Source organism: Enterococcus sp. DIV0175, from assembly GCF_050529075.1.
Classification (GTDB): domain Bacteria; phylum Bacillota; class Bacilli; order Lactobacillales; family Enterococcaceae; genus Enterococcus_B; species Enterococcus_B thailandicus.
In genome coordinates, this window is sequence record NZ_CP172880.1 from 2272767 (window position 1) to 2293791 (window position 21025).

At 38.2% G+C, this 21025-nt stretch carries 21 protein-coding genes; 3 read left to right on the top strand and 18 right to left on the bottom strand.

Annotation, left to right across the window (positions count from 1 at the left end):
- Positions 1-79: 79 nt before the first annotated feature.
- On the bottom strand, positions 80-898 hold the full coding sequence (locus IGJ76_RS10710) for a MurR/RpiR family transcriptional regulator (protein WP_067482704.1): 819 nt from the start codon (positions 896-898) through the stop codon (positions 80-82).
- Between the two features lie 158 nt (positions 899-1056).
- On the opposite strand from IGJ76_RS10710, the gene IGJ76_RS10715 reads away from it, so the two are divergent.
- Both IGJ76_RS10715 and IGJ76_RS10720 read left to right on the top strand, forming a co-directional pair.
- Positions 1057-1746 (top strand): N-acetylmannosamine-6-phosphate 2-epimerase, encoded by a 690-nt coding sequence (locus IGJ76_RS10715; protein ID WP_067482706.1) that lies wholly within the window; start codon positions 1057-1059, stop codon positions 1744-1746.
- Positions 1747-1757: 11 nt separating this feature from the next.
- Positions 1758-3272 (top strand): PTS transporter subunit EIIC, encoded by a 1515-nt coding sequence (locus IGJ76_RS10720; protein ID WP_067482708.1) that lies wholly within the window; start codon positions 1758-1760, stop codon positions 3270-3272.
- Between the two features lie 90 nt (positions 3273-3362).
- Here the strand turns inward: IGJ76_RS10720 and IGJ76_RS10725 are convergent, their stop codons facing one another.
- The 10 genes from IGJ76_RS10725 to gnd form a co-directional block, all read right to left on the bottom strand.
- Positions 3363-4082: an HAD family hydrolase gene (locus tag IGJ76_RS10725; protein ID WP_071869165.1), complete on the bottom strand. Its 720-nt coding sequence runs from the start codon at positions 4080-4082 to the stop codon at positions 3363-3365.
- A gap of 272 nt (positions 4083-4354) precedes the next feature.
- Entirely contained in the window at positions 4355-5014 is a 660-nt protein-coding gene (locus IGJ76_RS10730; RefSeq protein ID WP_218657939.1) for a bifunctional 4-hydroxy-2-oxoglutarate aldolase/2-dehydro-3-deoxy-phosphogluconate aldolase, read from the bottom strand.
- 30 nt (positions 5015-5044) lie between these two features.
- Positions 5045-6109, bottom strand: coding sequence for a mannonate dehydratase (gene uxuA, locus IGJ76_RS10735; protein WP_311798051.1), 1065 nt, complete (start codon positions 6107-6109; stop codon positions 5045-5047).
- Positions 6110-6126: 17 nt separating this feature from the next.
- On the bottom strand, positions 6127-6570 hold the full coding sequence (locus IGJ76_RS10740; protein WP_067482716.1) for a PTS sugar transporter subunit IIA: 444 nt from the start codon (positions 6568-6570) through the stop codon (positions 6127-6129).
- Positions 6564-7490: a hypothetical protein gene (locus IGJ76_RS10745; RefSeq protein ID WP_311798052.1), complete on the bottom strand. Its 927-nt coding sequence runs from the start codon at positions 7488-7490 to the stop codon at positions 6564-6566. Before IGJ76_RS10745 ends, IGJ76_RS10740 begins: the two co-directional genes overlap by 7 nt.
- A gap of 85 nt (positions 7491-7575) precedes the next feature.
- A complete protein-coding gene (locus tag IGJ76_RS10750; protein ID WP_067482720.1) occupies positions 7576-8082 on the bottom strand; it encodes a PTS system mannose/fructose/N-acetylgalactosamine-transporter subunit IIB in 507 nt (168 codons plus the stop codon).
- A 21-nt stretch (positions 8083-8103) separates the two neighbouring features.
- Positions 8104-8970, bottom strand: a complete 867-nt coding sequence (locus IGJ76_RS10755) for a PTS system mannose/fructose/sorbose family transporter subunit IID (protein WP_067482722.1) — start codon at positions 8968-8970, stop codon at positions 8104-8106.
- A gap of 21 nt (positions 8971-8991) precedes the next feature.
- On the bottom strand, positions 8992-9837 hold the full coding sequence (locus IGJ76_RS10760) for a PTS mannose/fructose/sorbose/N-acetylgalactosamine transporter subunit IIC (RefSeq protein ID WP_067482724.1): 846 nt from the start codon (positions 9835-9837) through the stop codon (positions 8992-8994).
- Positions 9838-9917: 80 nt separating this feature from the next.
- Positions 9918-10916: a D-isomer specific 2-hydroxyacid dehydrogenase family protein gene (locus IGJ76_RS10765; RefSeq protein ID WP_071869168.1), complete on the bottom strand. Its 999-nt coding sequence runs from the start codon at positions 10914-10916 to the stop codon at positions 9918-9920.
- A 13-nt stretch (positions 10917-10929) separates the two neighbouring features.
- The gene (gnd, locus tag IGJ76_RS10770; protein WP_067482728.1) at positions 10930-11841 is read right to left on the bottom strand and encodes a phosphogluconate dehydrogenase (NAD(+)-dependent, decarboxylating); all 912 of its coding nucleotides are present in this window, start codon (positions 11839-11841) and stop codon (positions 10930-10932) included.
- A 135-nt stretch (positions 11842-11976) separates the two neighbouring features.
- Between gnd and IGJ76_RS10775 the strand changes: the two genes are divergently transcribed.
- Positions 11977-12825, top strand: coding sequence for a MurR/RpiR family transcriptional regulator (locus IGJ76_RS10775; RefSeq protein ID WP_067482730.1), 849 nt, complete (start codon positions 11977-11979; stop codon positions 12823-12825).
- Between the two features lie 251 nt (positions 12826-13076).
- Here IGJ76_RS10775 and IGJ76_RS10780 read toward each other — a convergent pair whose 3' ends face one another.
- From IGJ76_RS10780 to IGJ76_RS10810, 7 genes are all read right to left on the bottom strand, one after another.
- Positions 13077-13304, bottom strand: a complete 228-nt coding sequence (locus IGJ76_RS10780; protein WP_067482731.1) for a hypothetical protein — start codon at positions 13302-13304, stop codon at positions 13077-13079.
- 226 nt (positions 13305-13530) lie between these two features.
- Positions 13531-14367: an MBL fold metallo-hydrolase gene (locus IGJ76_RS10785; protein WP_067482733.1), complete on the bottom strand. Its 837-nt coding sequence runs from the start codon at positions 14365-14367 to the stop codon at positions 13531-13533.
- Positions 14368-14378: 11 nt separating this feature from the next.
- Positions 14379-15506: a glycoside hydrolase family 88 protein gene (locus tag IGJ76_RS10790; RefSeq protein WP_368027080.1), complete on the bottom strand. Its 1128-nt coding sequence runs from the start codon at positions 15504-15506 to the stop codon at positions 14379-14381.
- A gap of 13 nt (positions 15507-15519) precedes the next feature.
- Positions 15520-17475, bottom strand: a complete 1956-nt coding sequence (locus IGJ76_RS10795) for an alginate lyase family protein (protein ID WP_430596617.1) — start codon at positions 17473-17475, stop codon at positions 15520-15522.
- Positions 17476-17486: 11 nt separating this feature from the next.
- A complete protein-coding gene (locus tag IGJ76_RS10800) occupies positions 17487-19253 on the bottom strand; it encodes a glycoside hydrolase family 35 protein (RefSeq protein WP_270345860.1) in 1767 nt (588 codons plus the stop codon).
- A 22-nt stretch (positions 19254-19275) separates the two neighbouring features.
- Positions 19276-20100: a carbohydrate ABC transporter permease gene (locus IGJ76_RS10805; RefSeq protein WP_067482741.1), complete on the bottom strand. Its 825-nt coding sequence runs from the start codon at positions 20098-20100 to the stop codon at positions 19276-19278.
- Entirely contained in the window at positions 20090-20980 is an 891-nt protein-coding gene (locus IGJ76_RS10810) for a carbohydrate ABC transporter permease (RefSeq protein ID WP_067482743.1), read from the bottom strand. The genes IGJ76_RS10805 and IGJ76_RS10810 overlap by 11 nt, the downstream gene beginning before the upstream one ends.
- Positions 20981-21025: the final 45 nt, after the last annotated feature.

Genomic DNA, 21025 nt, shown 5'->3' on the forward strand with positions numbered 1-21025 from the left:
GGACGAGTCTTAGGCTCGTCCTCTTCTTACGTTTTCTTGATGCTTTTTTCCTATACATACGTTATGTCTATTTAAGCGTTTAATCGATACTCTTATCGATAATTGCCCGCAGTACCTTTTCCCTTAACTCAATCGAATCAACGTTATTTTTTCGTTCATAACCTTGAACCAGAATATCGCAAAGATAAAGCTGAGAGATTTTTCCAGCTAAAGACGCCCCGTTCAGAAACTCTTCAATTGCTGTTTGTAAAACAAAATCGGCGGTTCGTCCAATTGGCGATTGAAGATAATTCGTAATTGCCAAAATTTTGGCACCATTTTTTTTCGCAATTTTCATTGAATCATACGTATCTTTTGTTTTCCCTGACAGTGAAAAAACAATTACTGTGTCTCCTTCATCCAATAGTGAAGCAACCTGTGCTTGAATATGCGGATCTACTACTGCATGCGCCTTTACACCAACTCTTAGAAACATAGTGGCTAAATCTAAACTAGTCGTTCCACTTGATCCCACTCCAAATATATAAATGTTGTTTGACTGGCTAATCAGTTGAAGCGCATCGGCTAATGTTTCCTCGTTAAGTAATGATTCTGTTGCATTCAATGCCTCTTTTACTCCAACTGCGATTTCAGTAAAATATTTTGCTTCTTTCGGTAGCTCTTGTTTCTGGCTAAAGTCTTCTTTCGCAATTTCGATTTTCAAATCAGAAAAACCAGAAAAACCTAATTTTTGACAAAAACGAATAATTGTTGCATCGCCAACTTTTGTTTTTGCCTTGATGTCACTCATTGTATTATAAATAACTGATTTCCCAGAATCCAAAATATAGTCAGCTACTTTTTTTTCAGATTTTGTTAAAAATGGATAGTGCTCGCGAATCAAATAGGTATACTTCATGACTTCTCCTTCACTACAACGTATTCGCTTCATTATACTCCAAAACAAAAAAATTCTCCAAAATTCTCCAATTAAGACTTTACATGATTGTAAGCGGATGCTACACTATGTTCGGAGTTATTATCCAAAAATAAAACAAAAATGGAGAATTAAGGAGAATGAAAAAACAAACATTTTTAGATGCCATTTCTGGCGGGTTGATTGTTTCTTGTCAGGCTTTACCTGGCGAAGTATTTTACAGCGAAACTGGCGGAATAATGCCTTTATTTGCTTTGGCTGCTCAAAAAGCAGGAGCTGTTGGTATTCGTGCAAATTCTGTTCGTGATATTTTGGAAATCAAAGAACAAGTTGACTTGCCGATGATTGGTATCATCAAACGTGATTATTTACCTGAAGAACCTTTTATTACTGCAACCATGCGCGAAGTTGACGAGCTTGTTGCAACCGGTGTGGAAGTTATTGCTCTTGATTGTACTTTACGAAAACGTCACGATGGCTTAAAAATCAATGACTTTATTGTTCAAATTAAAGATAAGTATCCCAATCAACTATTGATGGCGGACATCGCCACATTTGCAGAAGGTGTCAATGCTGCTAAGGCAGGAGTTGACTTTATTGGGACAACATTGAGTGGTTACACAGCAGACAGTAAACACCAAAACGAGCCAGATATTGAGCTTATCAAACAATTGGTTGATGCAAATCTATGTGTTATCGCAGAAGGAAAGATCCACACACCTGAACAAGCAAAAAAAATCAAAGACTTAGGTGTTGCTGGACTTGTTGTTGGTGGTGCAATTACGCGACCGCAAGAAATTGCACAGCGTTTTGTTGATGGATTAAACTAGGAGGAATCACTATGTTCAAAAAATTTTCACAGCTTGGTCGTGCTTTCATGCTCCCGATTGCTATCTTACCTGTCGCTGGTCTTCTTCTTGGACTGGGTGGCGCGCTAACAAATGAAAGCGCCATAAATGCCTACCCACTTTTAGCACAACCATGGCTACACACGATTTTGAGTATTATGAGTGTTGCTGGTAATGCTGTTTTTGCAAATCTAGCGTTGATTTTTGCGATTGGTATCGCAGTTGGCTTGGCAAATGGCGATAAAGGAACTGCTGGATTAGCTGGCGGTGTTGCCTATCTCGTGTATACAGCAACAATTAGTGGCTTTCTGGAACTTTTTTCTCCAGAGGGTGCCTCTTTGGATACTGGAGTTGTTGGTTCAATTGCCATTGGTGGCACGGTCGCCTTTTTGCATAATCGTTATCGAAAAATCGAATTACCACAGTTTCTTGGTTTTTTTGGCGGCTCTCGTTTTATTCCCATCGTTTCTAGTTTAGCTGCAATTCTTATCGGTTCATTTTTTTATTTGATCTGGCCGCCAATTCAAAACGGCTTAGTCATTGCTGGAGAGCAAATTGCACAAATGGGTAGTTTGGGTACATTTTTATATGGCTTTTTACTTCGTCTGACTGGTGCAGTTGGTTTGCACCACACGATTTATCCACTGTTCTGGTATACTTCGTTGGGCGGAACAGAAACAGTTGCTGGTTCAACGATTTCAGGTGCACAAAATATTTTCTTTGCTCAGTTAGCCGATTCTAGCCACACAGGTCTATTCACTTACGGAACCCGTTTCTTCGCAGGAAGATTTGCTACGATGATGTTCGGTTTACCTGCTGCATGTTATGCAATGTATCGCGCGATTCCCAAACAAAACCGTAAGAAGAATGGTGGTTTGTATTTTAGTGGTGCGTTGACCTCTTTTTTAACTGGGATTACTGAACCTATTGAATATATGTTTTTATTTGTAGCTCCATGGCTATATGTCATTCACGCATTTTTAGATGGGCTCTCTTTTTATTTCGCTGATATTTTAAACATTCGAATTGGTAATTCATTTTCTGGAGGCCTCATTGACTTCTTATTATTTGGTGTTTTACAAGGAAACGACAAAACAAATTGGTTGAAATTACTACCTTTTGGTCTTGCTTGGGCAGTTATCTATTATGTTGTCTTTTCATTTTGTATCAAAAAATTCAAAGTGGCGATTCCAGGTATGGAGTTAGCTACAGATGAAACTCCGAACGAATTTGAAAAGGAAAACAAAAAGAAACCAACTACTTTACATGACGAGTCACTAACCATCATTACTGCACTCGGAAGCCAAGAAAATATTGAATCAGTCGAAGCTTGTGCTACTCGTCTGCGTGTTTCTGTCACCGACGGACAACTGGTCAATAAACAAGCTATCCAAGAATTAGGCGCTACAGCTGTTTTTGAAGTTAAAGGTGGCATCCAAGCCGTTTTTGGTGGTAAGGCAGATCTTTTGAGTCAGGAAATCAACCAAATTTTAAATAAAGATAGTTAGCAGTTTGCTACTTATTGATTGCATAAAAAAGAAGCTCAGTTGTCCCACACTAGACAACTGAGCTTTTTCATTCTTTCATTTACTAAATACTTATAAAAACAACTCTTTTTTCGCCAAAAAATTTCTAGCTTGCAACAAATCATGAAACTGAAAATCTGCGGGTGCTGGACGTTCTCGTAAACGTGAAAGATCTTTTTTCAGTGGATAGCGCCCTTTTCTAACTGGTAGATCCGTGATATCATCTTCAACTAGAACAGAAAGAATTCCTGCACGACGCGCTGCTTCGATCCCGACTCTTGAATCTTCAAAAACAAGCGCATGTGCTGGATCAACACCAGCTTTTTGACTGGCTTTTAAGAAAATCTCTGGATTTGGTTTCCCGGCTTCGACTTCATCCCCCGCCAATAGTACATCAAAATAGTCAGTAAGTCCTTCCATCTCTAAATAAGTTAAGACTTTTTCTCGGTTTGAAGACGAGGCAACAGCGATTTTAACCCCTTGTTCTTTGGCGAAATCTAATAATGGAACCAAACCATATTTTTTATGAACTGTTTTTTCTTTCGCCAATAGTTCATTTTTGAATACGTTCATTGAGTCACGCCATTCATTATAAGGTACCTCCTCGCCATAGAGTTCTTTCATCCCTAAACGAATATCTGGATCCGTTTTTCCTGTTAAATAATAATAAACATTATGATTCAATTCATAATCATGTTTTTCTGCAGAATTGAAATAGCCTCGATAACTAAGACGACCTGTATCAAACATTAGTCCATCCATATCAAAAATAAATAATTCGATTTTATTCATAATAGCCTCCAATAACTTGAGTTGGTTCATTCTACCTCAAAAGGGAAAGAAAGGATAGCAGTAAGCGATTAAGGAATCCTCTAACGAAAAGAAAAATCAGAGGATTCACAGCTTTTTCTACAATTATTTGCTCATTTCAGAACGTTGTTTTTTCTTTGCTTTTTCTTTGCTTTTTCTCGCCTAACTAATAGTCATTTCCGTCAAAAAGGCGGGCAAAACGCCTGTTCGTTTTGTCCCACCCTCTTTTTTACCCGTTTGATACATTCACAACTTTATCTGCTTGCCGTGAAAGATTGTTCTTTGATTGTTTCTATTAATTCGTTCAAGTGCTGACTGGCAGTTACTCCGTCATCTTGCTTCAAACTTGCTTCTGAAAGAATAAATGACCCACCAACTGCTACTACTTGAGGATGGTTCAAATAGTCGAGAACATTGGTTTCATCAATGCCACCCGTTGGCAAAAATTTCACGTCATAAAATGGTCCACTCAAGGCCTTGATTGCCTTTAGCCCGCCATAGATATCTGCTGGGAAAAATTTAACCATATGAATACCATAATCCACCGCTTGCTGAATTTCACTGGGTGTTGCCGTTCCAGGAAAAACGGGAATACCTTGAGCTAAACTATATTCGATGACTTCAGGAATCACAGCTGGTGACACAATAAATTTCGCGCCATTCTTAACTGCTGCCTTTGCCTGTGCCAACGTTCGCACAGTGCCCGCACCCACCAACAATTTTCCAGATCTTGCTAATTGTTTGATGGCCGCTTCTGCCAATTCACTACGAAACGTGACTTCAACTAACGGTAACTGATTTGCTAACAGAATTTCTTCCAATCGATCCAGATAGTCAAGATCCGTTGCAGTATAAAGAGGCAATAGCTTTGCTTCTTCGATTTTTTGATAAACTTCGTTTTGAATTGTCTGCATTTTCAAGCTCGCTCCCTCACAAAACGTGATCTATTTTTTGGCTTTTGTGATTGCTTCGTGTAATCCTTGCATATAGGTAATCCCCATTGCGCGGTCATATAAACCATAGCCTGGCATCGCCACTTCTCCCCAAATCGTTCGACCATGGTCAGGACGAATCACACCATCAAAACCAACGTCCACTAATGCTTGCATCAGCGCATACATATCAAGTGAACCTTCTGTTGATAAATGTGCTGTTTCCTTGAACTTTCTTTCACCCATAAAGCCAACATTTCTAAAGTGGACAAAGTTAATTCGTTCTCCAACTTCATGAATGATTTCAACCAAATCGTTGGCTGGATCTGCTCCCAAGGAACCTGTGCATAACGTAATTCCATTGTAAGGAGAATCAACAATTGATAAAATTCGTTTTAAGTCTGCCAGGTTCTTTGTAATGCGTGGGAAGCCAAAGATCTCCCATGGTGGATCATCCGGATGGATAGCCATTTTCACATCCATTTCCTCGCAAACTGGAATAATTTTTTGCAGGAAATAGGAAAGATTTTCAAATAAAACTTCTTCCGTCACACCTTCATAAGTTTCCACCAACCGATTGAATTTATCTAGGCGTTCTTTCTCCCAGCCGGGCAAACGAAATCCTTTTGATTGGCTATGGATCAATGTATACATTTCACTTGGCTGCATGTTGTCAACTACTGACTGATCATAGACTAACGAAAAGCTGCCATCTTCATTTTCATAAAACAAATTGGTCTTTGCCCAACCAAAAATTGGCTTAAAGCTATAACAAATCAAATGCACGCCACACTTCGACAAATTTTTGATTGTCTGGATATAGTTATCAATATAATGATCTCTATCGACTGTTCCTGCTTTAATTGCATCATGGATGGCCACACTTTCAATTCCTAATAATTCTAGATTTCCAGCTTCAACAGAATCTTTTAATTCCTGAATTTCGTCAACTTCCCAGATATCACCAGGTAACTTGTCTAACAAAGTCCCTACAATTCCATTGATGCCCGGAATTTGACCTACATTTTCCAGCGGAATCGAGTCTCCTTGACCATACCATCTAAATCCCCACTTCATCTTGGCTTACGCCTCCTTTAAAAGTCATCTTCTTCATCATTTTCTTCAGTCATTGATGTATGCCATGCTTGTAAACTATCTTCTCCCTGTGCAAGGATTGCCGGAGCAACTTGTTCTAAAGGCGTTTCAATTAATTGATGATTGATCGTTTCCAATAACATTGGTAAGTTGACACCGCCAATGACATACACTTGTTCTTGAAGTGCTGGTTCCAATTGACTAACAGCTAATACTGACTGATTGTAGGGACTAGCACTTACCAAGTCTGTTAATACAATGACACCATTTTCTTGATTGACTTCATGGATTGCTTTCCCGATTTTTTCACCTAAAAGTTGTACATCATCCGCTTGGTTCAAGCGAACGGTTGCTGTATTATTCGTTGCCCCAATGATTACCGTTGCAGCATCTTTTAATCCTTCACTCAACGTACCATGTGTTGCAATCACAATTCCTAACATGATGCTTCCTCCTCGACAGACAGTTTTGGTTCATTTCTTTTGAAAAAAGTCATAACTTTTACGATATTTTCCATATTAAGTTCTTTTTGATCGAGTACTTCTCGACTTAGATAAAAGCCAGTTGTCTCTGCTTGATTTTCACCACTAAACAAATACATCGGCTGTTTTTCTAACAATTGTTCGGACACAACTTCAATGCCTGCTTTTTTAGCAGCTTCACTTGTTTTTTTAGGCGTACCCAGTACTCTCAATGGTGCCTTCGCCCCAACGCTATCCAACAAGTACACTTCACAATTTCTTTTGGTTACACTTTGTAGTACCGTAACTCCTTGCTCACCAAAGCATCCTTCATCAAGCAGTGCATAAGCTGTTTTTTCATCGGGTTCTTCCATCATTGCTAGTAGCGTCAAGATCGATGACGTATTCCGAACAAGATTTTTACGATTCGACAATCCTTGAGTCACCTTGCCTAAAAAATAAAAGTAACTAGCAAAGACAGCTATTACGAGCCATGTACTAAAAGTAGTCACATCAAAAACCAATGCATGCCTCATTAAGTAAACGATCGTCGCCATTAAGCCAATAAAAATCAGGCTGACTGTGCCTAATAAAATAAATTTGGTCGTAGCCTTCGCTTGTTCTTTTCGTTGAAACAAAGTGTACGCCCCCACATGTCTAGGTGGTGTGTCATAATACGTGCAAACCACTCGCTCGGCATTTTCGACATCGCCAATGTAAATATTTCTGGAAGAGGTTCTTTTCTGTTGGTTATATTCAATTACTTGTACGTCTTCTCGCATCGGCAAAATATCTGCAATAACAGCTGAGATAAATCTTGTTTTTTGTTTGTGTGTACGCCGTAAGCGATAGACATATTGGTAACGAAACAACCAATCTTGAAAGCGTTCCTTTTTTTGCATCGTACTCCCCACCTATCCTTGTTCGTTTATTTGGGGAGTCTGGTAATCAATCCCAGACTCCATTTGCTTATCCTTATGCGTGATTTTACAAATCAAATTTGCTTAAAATGTCTTTTAAAGTTGATTTTGGCGCAGATGGCGTTGCTTGGAAATAAATATTTTCAACCCCATAGTCTTCGTTCAATTCTTTTAATTTTTGCGCATCTTCTTTATTTAAATAAACTGATTTTGTTACTAATAAATCTTTTTCTGGATCTTTTTGAGCAATCCCGCCAATATTTAATTCTTTCATTGGTATACCATGTTTGACTAAGTCATAGATCACACTCACTGTTTTGGCAATCAAGATGCAGTTATACTCTTTAAACTCATATTCATCCCAATAAAATTTTGCTTTATCGCTTGTGATGACAATCGTTTTTTGCCCCGTACGACTTCCCGCGTTTTTATAAAGATCACGCATGAATTTATCTTTTGCGACAACATCATCCACTACAAAAATGGAATTAACTCCGCTCTTTTGTGACAAAGTCACCATTACTTGACCATGGATTAAACGTTCATCTACACGTGCTAAGTTTACTTTTCCCATCAAAAACACTTCCTTTAATTTTTATAAAATTCCAATACCTGCTAAGACAATCAAAATCAATGTTAACCAGAGCAACGCTTGAGTTACTTTTAGTCCCTTTTTGTTATAGAACCAGTAAACACCCATCACGACTGCTAACGGCAACAACCCTGGAACAATTTGGTCCAAAATATCTTGAATGACGAAATCTTTACCCGAAATAACAAACTTCAAGGTTGACTCTACTTTGACATAATTACCTGCTAAAACACCCATCATGAATAGCCCTAAAACAGATAATGTTTCAATTGCTGTTTGAATGCCGGTGCTTTGCATCAAACCAGTGGCATTTCGTCCCATTGCAAAAGCTTGTCTTGCAAAGAACACCCCTAAAATCGCTTGATACGTGGCAAAACAGATGAATGGGAACAACGCGCCTAACGCACTACCTTGTTGTGCCCATGGAACTGCGATTGCAATAAAGATATATTGAACAGTTCCTGAGTCAATCGCATCCCCAATTCCTGCTAAAGCCCCCATCAAACCAGCTTTTGTGTTGTACATCAAATCATCTTGCATCAAAACTTCACTGTCAGTATATTCTTCTTCTGCACGTTGTTGTTCCATTGAAGACATTAACCCAGTGATTACACCACCACCCCAACTTAATTGGGTATTGAAGAACAACAACTGACGTTTATAAGCAGCTCTTCTAGCATCATCATCTTTATACAATTTTTTCAAAATCGGCATCATTCCATAAAGTAAGGATGGTGCCAAATAGCGTTCAAATGAGTGCGGAATTTCATTAGCGAAATGCCAACGTAAGTAGGCTTTCGTCACATCTTTTTTGGTAATCTCTTCTGGTGCTTGACTGTTTACTTGTGTTTTTTCAATTGCTTCTGTCATCATTCTTCCTCCTTACTTTGCTTAGAATCCATCATCATAGTCATCGTCATCATCATCGAACGTTGTCGTTGCAGTACCATTACCATTGTCAGCAGCTGCTTGGACATGTTTTCCTTGTTGTGATTTCACGAAAATCAAAGCAATCAATACACCAAAGATTGCGTAAGTTACCATCGTGATTTCTAATGATTTGAAGACAACACTTAAGAAATAAGCCAAGAAGAAGAACACCATATAATCTTTTCGACCAATAACATAAACTGTTGTAGCAATCCCAATTGCCGCTAAACCACCACCAACAACTTCTAAAATATGAATCACAACCGTTCCTTCTAAAGCAGTAATCACATCGGCAATAATTGGTGCCCCCAAATAAAGTGCGATAAATACTAACGGTACGAATAACAGAAATGAAGCCAAGGTTGGATATAAGATAATTGAACGTTTGATTGCTTTGTCGTTCAAGTCTTCAACAGCTTTATCTGTATATTTCCCTAAAAATGTATTGATAAAGAAGCGCAATTGATATAAATAACTTCCTAATAATCCTACTGGAACAGCTACTGCAATTGCTGCCTCAGGTGAAAGATCTCCTAAAAGTGCTACTGGAACAGCCACCGCTGCTGCAATTGATGGTTCAGCTGGCATTGAACCTCCAGGTGAAAAGACACCCATATAAATCATTTGTAATGAAGCGGTGATAATCATTGCTTGTGCCACGTTTCCCATGATGATTCCGACAACTAACCCTGTCATCAATGGCGAGAATCGAAGTGTTAACGTTGCCCCTCCGCCAAGCCATCTTGACATGATAGCTGCAACCCATAAGGCAATCAATAAACTTTGTATGATACTTAAATTTTCCATAAGTCCTCCCCTAAACTTTCGTTCATTTTTGTTTTGACCTAACGACCTTTATCCTACGAACTGATTTTATCAACTGAATTTTATACTAAATAATAGCTCTGACTTTGAACCGCTCGTTCTGGTAAACGACCAGCAACAATTCGCTCGACATCTTCAACACATTTTTTTCCCATCTCTTCTAGGCATTCCCTTGTATATGCAGAGGTGTGTGGTGTCATTACAACATTTTCAAATGATAGATAAGGATGATCTTTTCTTCCCGGTTCTTCTTCCAAGACATCTGTAGCAAAACCAGCGATTTTTCCTGATTTTAGCCCTGCAACCAGTGCTTCCTCATCAATCAAAGCACCCCTAGCACTATTTGACAGATAAACCTGATCTTTCATCTTTTCGATTTCAGCCGTTGAAATCATATGATAATTTTCTTCTGTAAGATTGGCACATAAACAGATAATATCTGCTGAAGCAAGTAATTCATCCAGCTCCACTTTTTTGGCACCAAAGCTTTGTAAATACAACTCTGATTTATAAGGATCATATGCCAAAACTTCGCAACGAAATCCATTTCGTAAAATCTCGACCACACAGCTTCCTGTGTTTCCAACCCCGATTACGCCAACTGTTTTGTTGAAGAGTGCCCGACCAACAAATTGTGCACGATCTTCCCAGTGATCCTTTTTCACACTAGAATCTGCTTCAACTGTGCATCTTAAAATAGCTAACAGATTTGTGATATTGTTTTCGGCTACGGCATCTCGCTCAACTAATGCCGGAATGATTGAAACAATCGTTCCTTTTTCTTTTGCTGCTTCGAGGTCGATATTGTTGTACCCAATGCCGTGTCGAGAAATCAAACGTAGTTCATCTTTATACTCGAAAAATTCTTTGGTAAAAAACGGGGTAACACTGGCAATAATCACATTGTAACCGTGCAACATTTCTGCAAGTTCTTTTCCAGGTATCTCACCATCTACAGTAAAGTGTTTGACGGTTCCTAACGCTTCTAATCGTTTTAAATGTTCAGGAAAAATTTTGCCAAAGCTACTTGAATTCACAATTGCGATTTGATACTTAGCCATTTTTTTACTCCCTTCACTCTTTTTTGATTACTTCATGACCACCAAAACCATTTCGCAAAGCAGAAACAACTTTTGCAGAAAAACTGTCTTCTTCCTGTGACAGATTTCTCATGAATAAGCTCATCGCAATCACCGGAACAGGAACATTCATTGCTAATGCTGTTTCTACCGTCCATTTTGCCTCACCAGAAGCTGCTACGATTCCACGATAATCTGCCAATTCAGGACTTTGGCGAAATTGTTCTTCTGCGATTTCCATTAACCACCCTCGAATAACGGAACCGTGATTCCAAACACGAGCTACATCTGCTAGATCGAAATCATAATCACTTTGTTCCACTAATTGAAAGCCTTCGCCGATTGCCTGCATCATGCCATATTCAATCCCGTTGTGAACCATTTTCAAAAAGTGACCGCTCCCAGCTGGCCCAGCATATAGGTAACCGTTTTCAATTGCAAGATCTTTAAATAATTGCTCAATAGATAAAAAGATTTCTTGGTTTCCACCAATCATCAAACACGCATTGTTACGCGCACCTGAAATACCACCCGAAGTTCCACAATCAAAATAATAAATGCCACGTTCTTCAAAAATTGCTGCGCGCCGAACTGAATCTTGATAATTTGAGTTTCCACCTTCAATCACAATGTCCTGCGGTGCTAAAAGTGGCAATAATTGCTCTAATACTCGATCAGTTGGGCTGCCTGCGGGTAACATCAACCAAATAATTTTTTGCTCTAGCTTGTCTTCTTGATAAGAAGCTAGTAAGTCTTCGACTGTTTGAAAGGCTTCGATCCCTTCATGACTTGCAATATTTAACGTCTCTTCAGCTAAATCTGTCCCCTTTATTTCATAGCCACGCTCTTTCAAATTGATTGCTAAGTTCATTCCCATCTTACCTAATCCAACAAAACTCACTTTCATGATAGCGCCTCCATTTTTATATCCTCATTATACAAAAAAATATTTTTTTGTAAACATAAAAAATAAAAATTTTTTCGTTTGATTTTTTTATTGAAACATTATATCCTTTATTTAGAGAATAAAGGGGGAACACATATGTCTGTATCCATTCGCTTACAAATAAGAACCATGTACAATGATTTCAGTCCGAAAGAGCAAGCCATTGCAGATTATGTTCTAGAAAATTCAAGTAAAGTAGCCCACAGTTCCATTAGCGATTTAGCGAATGAGCTTGGAATCGCTGACTCCACTTTTTTTCAATTTACGAAAAAACTTGGTTACAATGGATTCAAAGATTTCAAAATGGCAATGCTCATTCAAGAAAATGATTTTTCTGCGATTGCCATCCACGAAAACATTGATCAAAATGATACGGAATTAACCATGGCACAAAAAGTTTTTGACTCCAACATCACAACTTTGAATGATACACAAAGGTTATTGCGACAAGAAGATTTAAAGCAAGCGGTTGATCTGATCAACACTTCTGATCGGCTCTTTTTCTTTGGTGTAGGTGGATCTGAAATCGTTGCAACCGATGCTTATCACAAATTTTTACGCTCACCAATCTCAGTTTTTCATAGTACGGATTACCATATTCAATTGATGGAGGCTTCTCTTTTAACACCCACTGATTGTGCAATCTTGATTTCTCACACAGGTAAATCAAAAGAAACCATTCGTTTAGCAGAAACCGTCAAAGCCACCGGGGCAAAAGCAATCGTCGTCACAAGTCAGGCAAATTCTCCTTTGGCTAAGTTGGGTGACGTGGTCTTTATTTCCATTGCAGAAGAAACCGAATTTCGTTCTGAAGCTTTAGCTTCGCGAATTTCTCAACTAAGCATTATGGACTCGCTTTACGTCATTTTAATGTTTTATAATCAAGAAAAAGCACGTGATTCAATTTCCAAAGTTCGCCGAGTAATTGCTCGCAGCAAACAATAAAAAATCCACCAACCATTAGCTCAGATTACTAATGGTTGGTGGATTTTTTATTTGTTCTGAAAGTAAATTGTTTATTGGTGGCATCAAAAGGAGAAAGACAGTACACACGTGTCAAATCAGAGGCATCTGTGTTCTCTACTTATTTTTGTCTAGGTAAGAAACTACCTAGCACTATCCCACAAAAAAACAGGCAACTAAGTTTCCCCATACCATACTTCAGTAGTCAGCCTGCTTTATTGAATTATTTTTACTTAATCAATCACTTGTTTCACCTTGAACTCTTTTGTCTGTTCCGATTTTTCTTCTTGGCTCGCTAATTCAAACAATATATGTTCTCCACTTGATTCATCTTCGACAATGACCAATTTTCCCAGTGGCTGACGTTGGTCTTTCACGATTTGTGCTTCACGAATCAATTCTTTTGGGTCACGTTTTGCTGCTAATGCATTTCCTAAATTAAAAAAAACTGTTTCTTCCATCATAATCCCTCCCATTTCCACCGATATTTTGCTTTTTATCAAAACTTGAAATCTTTACGCGTTGGAACCTGCCTGTTGAAACTTCTATAGTTTTATTATACCATGCGTCAGAAAAACAATGTATTTTGGGCACACTGATTCATTTATAAAAAATAACTTGATTATAAAAATAGAAAAAAAGTAGAGCCAAACATTCACACGTTTTGCTCCACTCTTCTCTTCATCCTTAAATTTCAATCAGCATACCGTCATAAGCTGTCAACATTTGGTGCTCATCTGCTAATTCTTTCATTTCTTGATGTGTCAAACCTCCATTGTGAGAAAAATGACTAAGAACATAGGTCGTCTTTTCATCACATAACCCTCGTTCGGACAACGATTGAATCAGTCGTAAATTTTCTCCTAAATTCATGTGAATACCACCAACATACGTCATGTTTTGTCCTGTACAATCCAATGAGATCGCATCTAGTTTTAATTGATTTTCTTCTAAATAATCCAGAACTTCATCGGTTGGAAATCCTGTATCATGTGTATAAAACAAGCGTTTCCCATCACGTTCAATCACATAAATGAAACAATCTCCATTTTTTTGACCATGAACAGCTGGTAGTGTATGAACTTGATACTCACCAATTTGATACTTTTCAAATGGCGCTAATTCTTGAAACTCGATTCGTTCAGGTTCAATCATTTTTTCTAATTCAAATGCACGATCAAAGAAGCGATGAACAGTTGCATTACCATAAACGGTCAGTTTTTTATCCAAATCATTCGCATACGAGCTCATTCGAAAAGCCAAATCTTCTGCATATAAATGATCGCTGTGCCAATGTGTAATCAATAAATGTTCAATCTCATTGAAATTCAGCTGATGTTCCCGTAAATGAAAATAGCTATCTCCAGGAAAATCAATTAATAACTCACCATCATCTATTAAGGTTTGTGTCTGAGTTCGTAAGTCTTTTCCACCATGTTCTCGTGCATAACGACAAATACGACAGTTACAAAAAATCCCGGGAACTCTTTCCGCTGCCGCCGTGCCTAAATAATGAATTTTCATGTTGTTTCCTCCTACCAATAAGTTGCCCAGCTTCGATACAAACGTGTCAGTGCCTCAAAATAAAAATAGTCCCCCCAGGTAGTACATTCGTTAACTCCTGTCCCACCTGGCTTAGAGTATACGCCTTGAACTAGTAAACCATTTGATTCAGGATGACTTTTTGTCGTGTAATTCATCAGATTAACCATGATTTCCTGCGCAGCCTCTTCATATTTTTGGCGTCGTGAATCCGTTAACGGTAAGTTTTTTGCCAACTCCAACAAACCACAAACAGTAATTGCTGATGCAGACGTATCTCTTTCTTCCTCACCATCCATAAAAAACAGATCCCAATAAGCAATTTTATCTTCCGGCAAGTGGGCTAAGTAATAATCTGCTAAATAACAAGAAGACTCTAGTAACGTTGCATCACCTGTATGAGTAAAACTGATTGGAAATCCATAGATTCCCCACGCTTGACCTCTTGCCCAACAGGAATCGTCTGCGTAGCCTTGCGCTGTCGCGCCAAAACGAGGGTTTCCTGTCTCAATATCCATATAATACGTATGAAAAGTCGAATAATCCTCACGAATCAAATATTTTTGTGCCAATTTCACATGATTTTTAGCTGCTTCTCGATAACGTGGGTCGCCTGTTTCATTTGAAGCAAAATACAGTAAAGGCAAATTCATATTGCAGTCAATAATCATTCGACCTTGTTGCTCTTTATCAGAAAGCTCCCCCCATGCTTGGAAAATCTTCGCTGTTTCGTTATAACGTCGCATTAAAACATCCGCGGCTTGGAGCGCCATTTTTCGTGAAGAACCTGTGTTATTTTCACGATAGTCGGCAACTGCTGCCAAGGAGTATAAAAAACCAATATCATGGTGGTTCAAAACAATTTCTTCATCTAGTCGTTGTTGAAATACTTCTAGCTGTTTGGTAATCACTTGCTGAATTCGCTTGTCTGGTCGATAGCCTTGAGCCAAATGCAGCATACCAATCCAAAAACCATCTGTCCAATCTGCGTTTTCAACAGCTGGATAACAATAGTTTTTAGAAACTGCTGCCGGAACTAGGGTTTCAAATGTTGTCAGGTTCTCAATGATTTTTTGATAAACAAATTCAAGCTCTTGTGCTACTTTTTCTTTCGTTAGCATATTGTCCTCCAATTTAATACAAAACAATTTTTTCTTGGTCAGTAGCTACAACCACTCGGCCATAATAATATTCTCCCTCAACACAATAGGCTCTTCGCCCATGGGCAGGCTCTTGATGCTGAATTAGAATGAGTTTTTGTGTGCGATCTTTCAACTGAACCTTGATTGCTTCCACTACTTCATCTGGTTGTTGTTCTGCTTCTGAATAAACGGGTAGCTTTTCAACTTTTGTAACCAGTCCTTGTGGGTTTAAAAGATAAGTTGTTGCGGCTGTTCCTTGAATATTTTTCTTTGCTCTCGCACAAGTGATTTTTCGCAATTCATTATAGGTTGGCGCACTATTTTTTTCGTAACATTCCCAGCGTGCTTCTTTTGCTAAACATGAAATCTCGTAGCCTAATTCTGGGAAGATTAACATACTTTGCTTTTGTTGAACTGTTGATGAATCAAAGTGAAAAAAGGTTTCAATTTCATGATTTCCGCGACAAATATAGCTGTCACTAACAAAGCTGAATCCCTCCGGAAAATGAATCACTTTACGATCGACGTACACTGGATCAGCTAATGTAAAATAACCCAAATGTCCACCTTCAAAAAACTGGATGCCTGACTTTTCGGTAGCTTTTTGATTGATTGGTGTCGCCACTTTGACACTGTCCCACGCATCTGTATGCTGATTAAAGTTTTCTTTATCAATCACGATGGTATTATGCGCTGTTGCTTCTTTGAAAACCAGTCGGTGCTTACTTAATTCGTAGCTGTATCGACCTGAATCAATCAAGATATCTTTTCCTTGATAGGCTAAGTCAATATGGAGTAAATCATCATGTCCATGCCCGCCCCCCAGAGGTCCGCATTTAAACAAATGATACGTCAGTGGGCTTTTTGCAATCATGATTCCTGCTTGCTCAAAATGATGAAAGGCTTCTTTCAATAACAAGCAATCGGTAATTGGAAATTGACCTCTTCCTAAAGAAGTTTTTGCAAAAAAGGTTAAGTCTGCTTGATTTTTTTTCACTGGTTCTTCTGGATTGGTTAAAATAACTTCTGCATATTGCAATAAGCCCGTCATATCTTCTTGATCGCTATCGCCATACATTGGTTGCTGACCATTTGGTTTCACAAACAAGCTTGCTGCTCTTGCCAATTGTTTCGCATAGTCAACCATTTTTTCTGGTATGTCAGTTGCTGTCCTTTGAGCGAGTTGTAAAATTTCCAATAAACAAAGCAAAACCTCATTGTGATACATAAAAGATTGTTCTCGTTGCATACCATCTGCTTCCACTTGTAAAGCGAATGAATGCGTTAAGTAAAAGAGACTTTCTGCTTGCCATAAATCTGCCTTCTCGAAATTGGGAAAAGCTAGACTTAAACTATACAACCCTGCAATTTCTAAAACCTGCCAGTTGCTCTGCCCTCGTTCAATTGATAAATTTTCGTAGAGATACGTTCCTTGAATCTCAAGAGCTGTTTCTACTTTTTGCTTCAATTCGTCCGAAAAAAGTGGCAAGAAGCGATTCATTTCAACTAGCTTCAACCAATTGACTACACGTAGCCCAACATCAATGGTTCGCCAGCTAGACTGTTTTGTTAGTTGATTTAGCGGATTATGTTGAAGAAACGCGTGTAAAAAACGTTCAAGATATTCTTGGTACTCTGGCTTTTCAGTTAATAAATAGGCCAATCCTACATCAACTAAAAAGCGATGACGATGTAACATATAGAGCCATTCCAAATCACCATTTGGACTAGTTGACCACTCAATGTCTGCTACTTGCCAGAAAACAGGCTCGTGGGTTCTTTCCATGTCCCATGCGTTATCAAAAAGATATTCCCCAGAAACAAACCGTTGACTCCTCGCAAGCAGTTCTTGACACTCTTTTTCGTTATTTTTTAGCAACTCTTCTTTAAATTCAAACAGCTCTTCTTGACTTGTGCAATTGAAAAAACCTTTAAAATTTTGCTCCATGTCACTGACTCCTATGCCATGATAGGTGCTTCAGAAAAATGAATTTCATAGATTGGCACACCTTCTGTTTCAAAAATAATGACTTCATTTATCCCTTTTTTCCAAAAGAAATCAGGAATGAATAAAGACTGGGTCGGCCCTGCTTGCCAATAGCGCCCGATGTTTTCCCCATTCACGAAAACAACACCTTTACCAAAACTGCTGCAATCTAAAAACGTATTTCCAACTTCCTCTAGCAATAGCTCAATCTTATAAAAACTTGGTGTTTTCGCGATTGTCGCTTTGGTAAAATCAATTTTATCTAACTGCTCCGGTTGCAATTCTAACGGATAATGTTCCCAATCAGAGATGTAATGAATATCCTCCATCACCCCACTTCGAATCCCTTTTTGTTGACTATCTGCAACTAACTTCGGCCCATAATTATTTCGGCCCATATTTTCAACCAACAAACTCAATTCATTTTGTTCTTTAGTCAATTCGCATGCAAACTCTTGTCCTAATTCTGCCTGATATTGGGTTGTAATCAACTGCTGATTCATGAAAAATTGCACACGATCCAAACCATCAACAACTTTCATTTTGGCAATGTGACGTTTGTTCAATAATTGGCTACGATACAAAGTATACCCAAAATTTTGTCCGATTTTTTCCATTGGTAAGGTGTAGTCATTGATTATCGGTTCACTGATTTCTTCCAAAACAGAAAACAAACTGACACTTTCCTTCACTGCATAAGAACCTAAGTAAATTGTCTTTGGATAAACAGGTTTTGAAATTTTAGCTGTTGGTACTTCTTCTTGAATAACTTTTTGAATAGCAAAATATTTTTCTGTTGGCATACCCCATTCTGTTAATGGCGCATCATAATCATAAGAAGTGATCTGTGGTTCATTGGTTGCTCCTGCATCTGAACAACCATTATAAAATCCAAAGTTTGTGCCACCTTGAAACATATAGAAATTAATACTCCCTTTTTTTAACACTTGGCGTACTTCTTCTGCTGTTTCTTGTGGATCACGACGAATAATTGGTTTCCCCCAAGAATTGAACCAGCCATCCCAAAACTCCATGCACATGTAAGGTTCCTTCAGTCCATTTTTTTCCTGATAATTCTGTAACCATTTGAAGTTTTCATTTGCATCAGAACCAAAATTTGCTGTAGCTAAAATACCTTCTTGTGGTAAAGTTCCAGCTTCTAAAACTTCTTCCCAGCCACCATCTGAAGTTACTAAAGGAACATCAAAGTAACGACGGAGTTCCTCTGCCAAAAATTTTAAATACATTTTATCTTCGCCGTAAGAACCATATTCATTTTCTACTTGAACAAGCAACAAACGCCCTCCACGTGTAACTTGATATGGCGCCAATTTTGGTAATAATACATGATAATATTCTTTCACCGCCTGCAAATAACCTGGATGTTGGCTGCGAATACGCATGCTTGGATCTGCCAATAACCAAGCTGGCAACCCACCAAAATCCCATTCTGCACAAATATACGGGCTTGGTCGAACAATGATATACAAACCTAATTCTTCTGCAATATCTAAGAATTTAGTTACATTCGCAATCCCAGTAAAATCAAACGTTCCCTTTTGTGGTTCATGTAAATTCCAAGGGATATACGTTTCCACGCAATTACAGCCCATTGCTTGCAAATTTTGTAACGTTTGACGCCAATGTGTCGGGGCAATTCTAAAATAATGAACGGCACCAGAAATCAACTTGATTGGCTGCCCATCCACATAAAATTCTTCTTTGACTTCGAAATTCATCCTGCAGTTCCTCCTAAAATTCTTATTTAATTGCAGAGTCTAGACCATTTGACTTGAATTTTGATTGTAAAAACATATAAAGAAAGACAATCGGGATAACTGACGTTGCTAAGACCGCCATCAGCGCACCATAATTCAAAGGATCGTAATTGTTTTGTGTCATGTTTTGAATAATTAATGGTACAGTGAATTTTTTTGAATCGGATAAAACAATCAACGGAATCAAATAAGAATTCCAGTAGCCCATAAATGTCAGTAACGCTGTCGTAATGATACTTGGTGTCAACACTGGAACAGCAATTTTCCAAAAAATCGTCCACTCACTAGCACCGTCGATCCGGGAAGCTTCCATCAATTCATTGGGAAACTGCTGTGCATATTGACGCATCATAAATACGGAAGTTGTCGAAGCAACACTCGGAATGATTACCCCGGCAAACGTGTTCGTTAAACCAAACTTACTTAAAATATAGAAGGTAGGAATCAATGTAGCAAAACTTGGAATCATTCGCGAAACCATCACTAAATTAAAGATAAGATTGCTACCTTTAAACCGGTATTTTGCCATAACATAACCAGCTAACGTTGTGACAATCGTCGAAAGTGCTGTCCCTACCAATGTGATGACAGCTGAATTAAATAAGACTCGGATATAATTATATTTTTCTTGTATCTCACCGAGGTTTTTCAAAAAATGTGGGCCAATCGTAAAATTGATTTTTTCCCCTAAAATGACATCATTCGATTGTGTCGAAGCAATGAGCATATAAACATAAGGTAAAGCAAAGATCACTAAACCAATCAGCAAAACGAAATAAATAAGTAAAGGGTTCAATTTACGCTTCATTGTTTTTTCCTCCTACAATAAACTGAATGATTGATAGGATTGCAGCGATAATTACCATCGTCCAGGCAATCGCAGAAGCTTTCCCAAAATCAACCATTTCAAAACTTGTTTTATACAAATTCACACCAACTGTTACTGCAGAAGATTCTGGTCCAAATCCATTTTTGAATAAGATGTTTGGCACTTCAAAAGCACCTAACCCATTGATTGTCGAAAGAATCATTCCCATCAGCACAACTGGTTTTAACAAAGGAATCGTGATTTTAAAGAACTTGTGGAAACTATTTGCTCCATCGATATCCGCGCTCTCATAAATTTCTGAAGAGATATTTTGCAATCCAGCTAAAAACAAGACTGTGTAATACCCAACATTCAACCAGATTGAGATAATGATGATGGATACTCGTGCCCAAAATGGATCCGTTAGCCAAGGAATCGGCTCCATTCCCAAAGTTGTTAACACGGTATTGAACAAACCTGTTGGATTATAAAAAGTTAAAAATACGGATGACACAGCAACAATCGATGTGATTGCCGGTAAATAATACACTGTTCGGAAAAAACCTTTTCCTTTAATCGTTGGCTTATTCAATAAAACAGCAAAAATCAAAGCAAAGAAAATCGTAATCGGAATTGAAAAAATCATAAAGATGAATACATTGAAGTATGATTTAAAAAACAATGGATCTTTAAAAATAGCTGTAAAATTATCTAAACCAATAAAATCAATGGATGTCGATACTTTTGAAAAACTAAATCCTAATGACATCACTGCTGGAATCAATAAAGTAATGATGAAAAATGCTAAAAATGGCAACAACATGATGTAAGCTGTTCGGGAATAATTCGTAATGCCTTTTTTCTTTTTTGGAAATTCCATGTCCAGATACTCCTTTTCTGTTCTAAAAATAGGTTAGGACAGTAT

Excerpts from the sequence above, each read along its gene's own strand:
- IGJ76_RS10710 (WP_067482704.1), bottom strand. The coding sequence starts at position 898 with ATGAAGTATACCTATTTGATTCGCGAGCACTATCCATTTTTAACAAAA.
- IGJ76_RS10715 (WP_067482706.1), top strand. The coding sequence starts at position 1,057 with ATGAAAAAACAAACATTTTTAGATGCCATTTCTGGCGGGTTGATTGTT.
- IGJ76_RS10720 (WP_067482708.1), top strand. The coding sequence starts at position 1,758 with ATGTTCAAAAAATTTTCACAGCTTGGTCGTGCTTTCATGCTCCCGATT.
- IGJ76_RS10725 (WP_071869165.1), bottom strand. The coding sequence starts at position 4,082 with ATGAATAAAATCGAATTATTTATTTTTGATATGGATGGACTAATGTTT.
- IGJ76_RS10730 (WP_218657939.1), bottom strand. The coding sequence starts at position 5,014 with ATGCAGACAATTCAAAACGAAGTTTATCAAAAAATCGAAGAAGCAAAG.
- uxuA (WP_311798051.1), bottom strand. The coding sequence starts at position 6,109 with ATGAAGTGGGGATTTAGATGGTATGGTCAAGGAGACTCGATTCCGCTG.
- IGJ76_RS10740 (WP_067482716.1), bottom strand. The coding sequence starts at position 6,570 with ATGTTAGGAATTGTGATTGCAACACATGGTACGTTGAGTGAAGGATTA.
- IGJ76_RS10745 (WP_311798052.1), bottom strand. The coding sequence starts at position 7,490 with ATGCAAAAAAAGGAACGCTTTCAAGATTGGTTGTTTCGTTACCAATAT.
- IGJ76_RS10750 (WP_067482720.1), bottom strand. The coding sequence starts at position 8,082 with ATGGGAAAAGTAAACTTAGCACGTGTAGATGAACGTTTAATCCATGGT.
- IGJ76_RS10755 (WP_067482722.1), bottom strand. The coding sequence starts at position 8,970 with ATGACAGAAGCAATTGAAAAAACACAAGTAAACAGTCAAGCACCAGAA.
- IGJ76_RS10760 (WP_067482724.1), bottom strand. The coding sequence starts at position 9,837 with ATGGAAAATTTAAGTATCATACAAAGTTTATTGATTGCCTTATGGGTT.
- IGJ76_RS10765 (WP_071869168.1), bottom strand. The coding sequence starts at position 10,916 with ATGGCTAAGTATCAAATCGCAATTGTGAATTCAAGTAGCTTTGGCAAA.
- gnd (WP_067482728.1), bottom strand. The coding sequence starts at position 11,841 with ATGAAAGTGAGTTTTGTTGGATTAGGTAAGATGGGAATGAACTTAGCA.
- IGJ76_RS10775 (WP_067482730.1), top strand. The coding sequence starts at position 11,977 with ATGTCTGTATCCATTCGCTTACAAATAAGAACCATGTACAATGATTTC.
- IGJ76_RS10780 (WP_067482731.1), bottom strand. The coding sequence starts at position 13,304 with ATGGAAGAAACAGTTTTTTTTAATTTAGGAAATGCATTAGCAGCAAAA.
- IGJ76_RS10785 (WP_067482733.1), bottom strand. The coding sequence starts at position 14,367 with ATGAAAATTCATTATTTAGGCACGGCGGCAGCGGAAAGAGTTCCCGGG.
- IGJ76_RS10790 (WP_368027080.1), bottom strand. The coding sequence starts at position 15,506 with ATGCTAACGAAAGAAAAAGTAGCACAAGAGCTTGAATTTGTTTATCAA.
- IGJ76_RS10795 (WP_430596617.1), bottom strand. The coding sequence starts at position 17,475 with ATGGAGCAAAATTTTAAAGGTTTTTTCAATTGCACAAGTCAAGAAGAG.
- IGJ76_RS10800 (WP_270345860.1), bottom strand. The coding sequence starts at position 19,253 with ATGAATTTCGAAGTCAAAGAAGAATTTTATGTGGATGGGCAGCCAATC.
- IGJ76_RS10805 (WP_067482741.1), bottom strand. The coding sequence starts at position 20,100 with ATGAAGCGTAAATTGAACCCTTTACTTATTTATTTCGTTTTGCTGATT.
- IGJ76_RS10810 (WP_067482743.1), bottom strand. The coding sequence starts at position 20,980 with ATGGAATTTCCAAAAAAGAAAAAAGGCATTACGAATTATTCCCGAACA.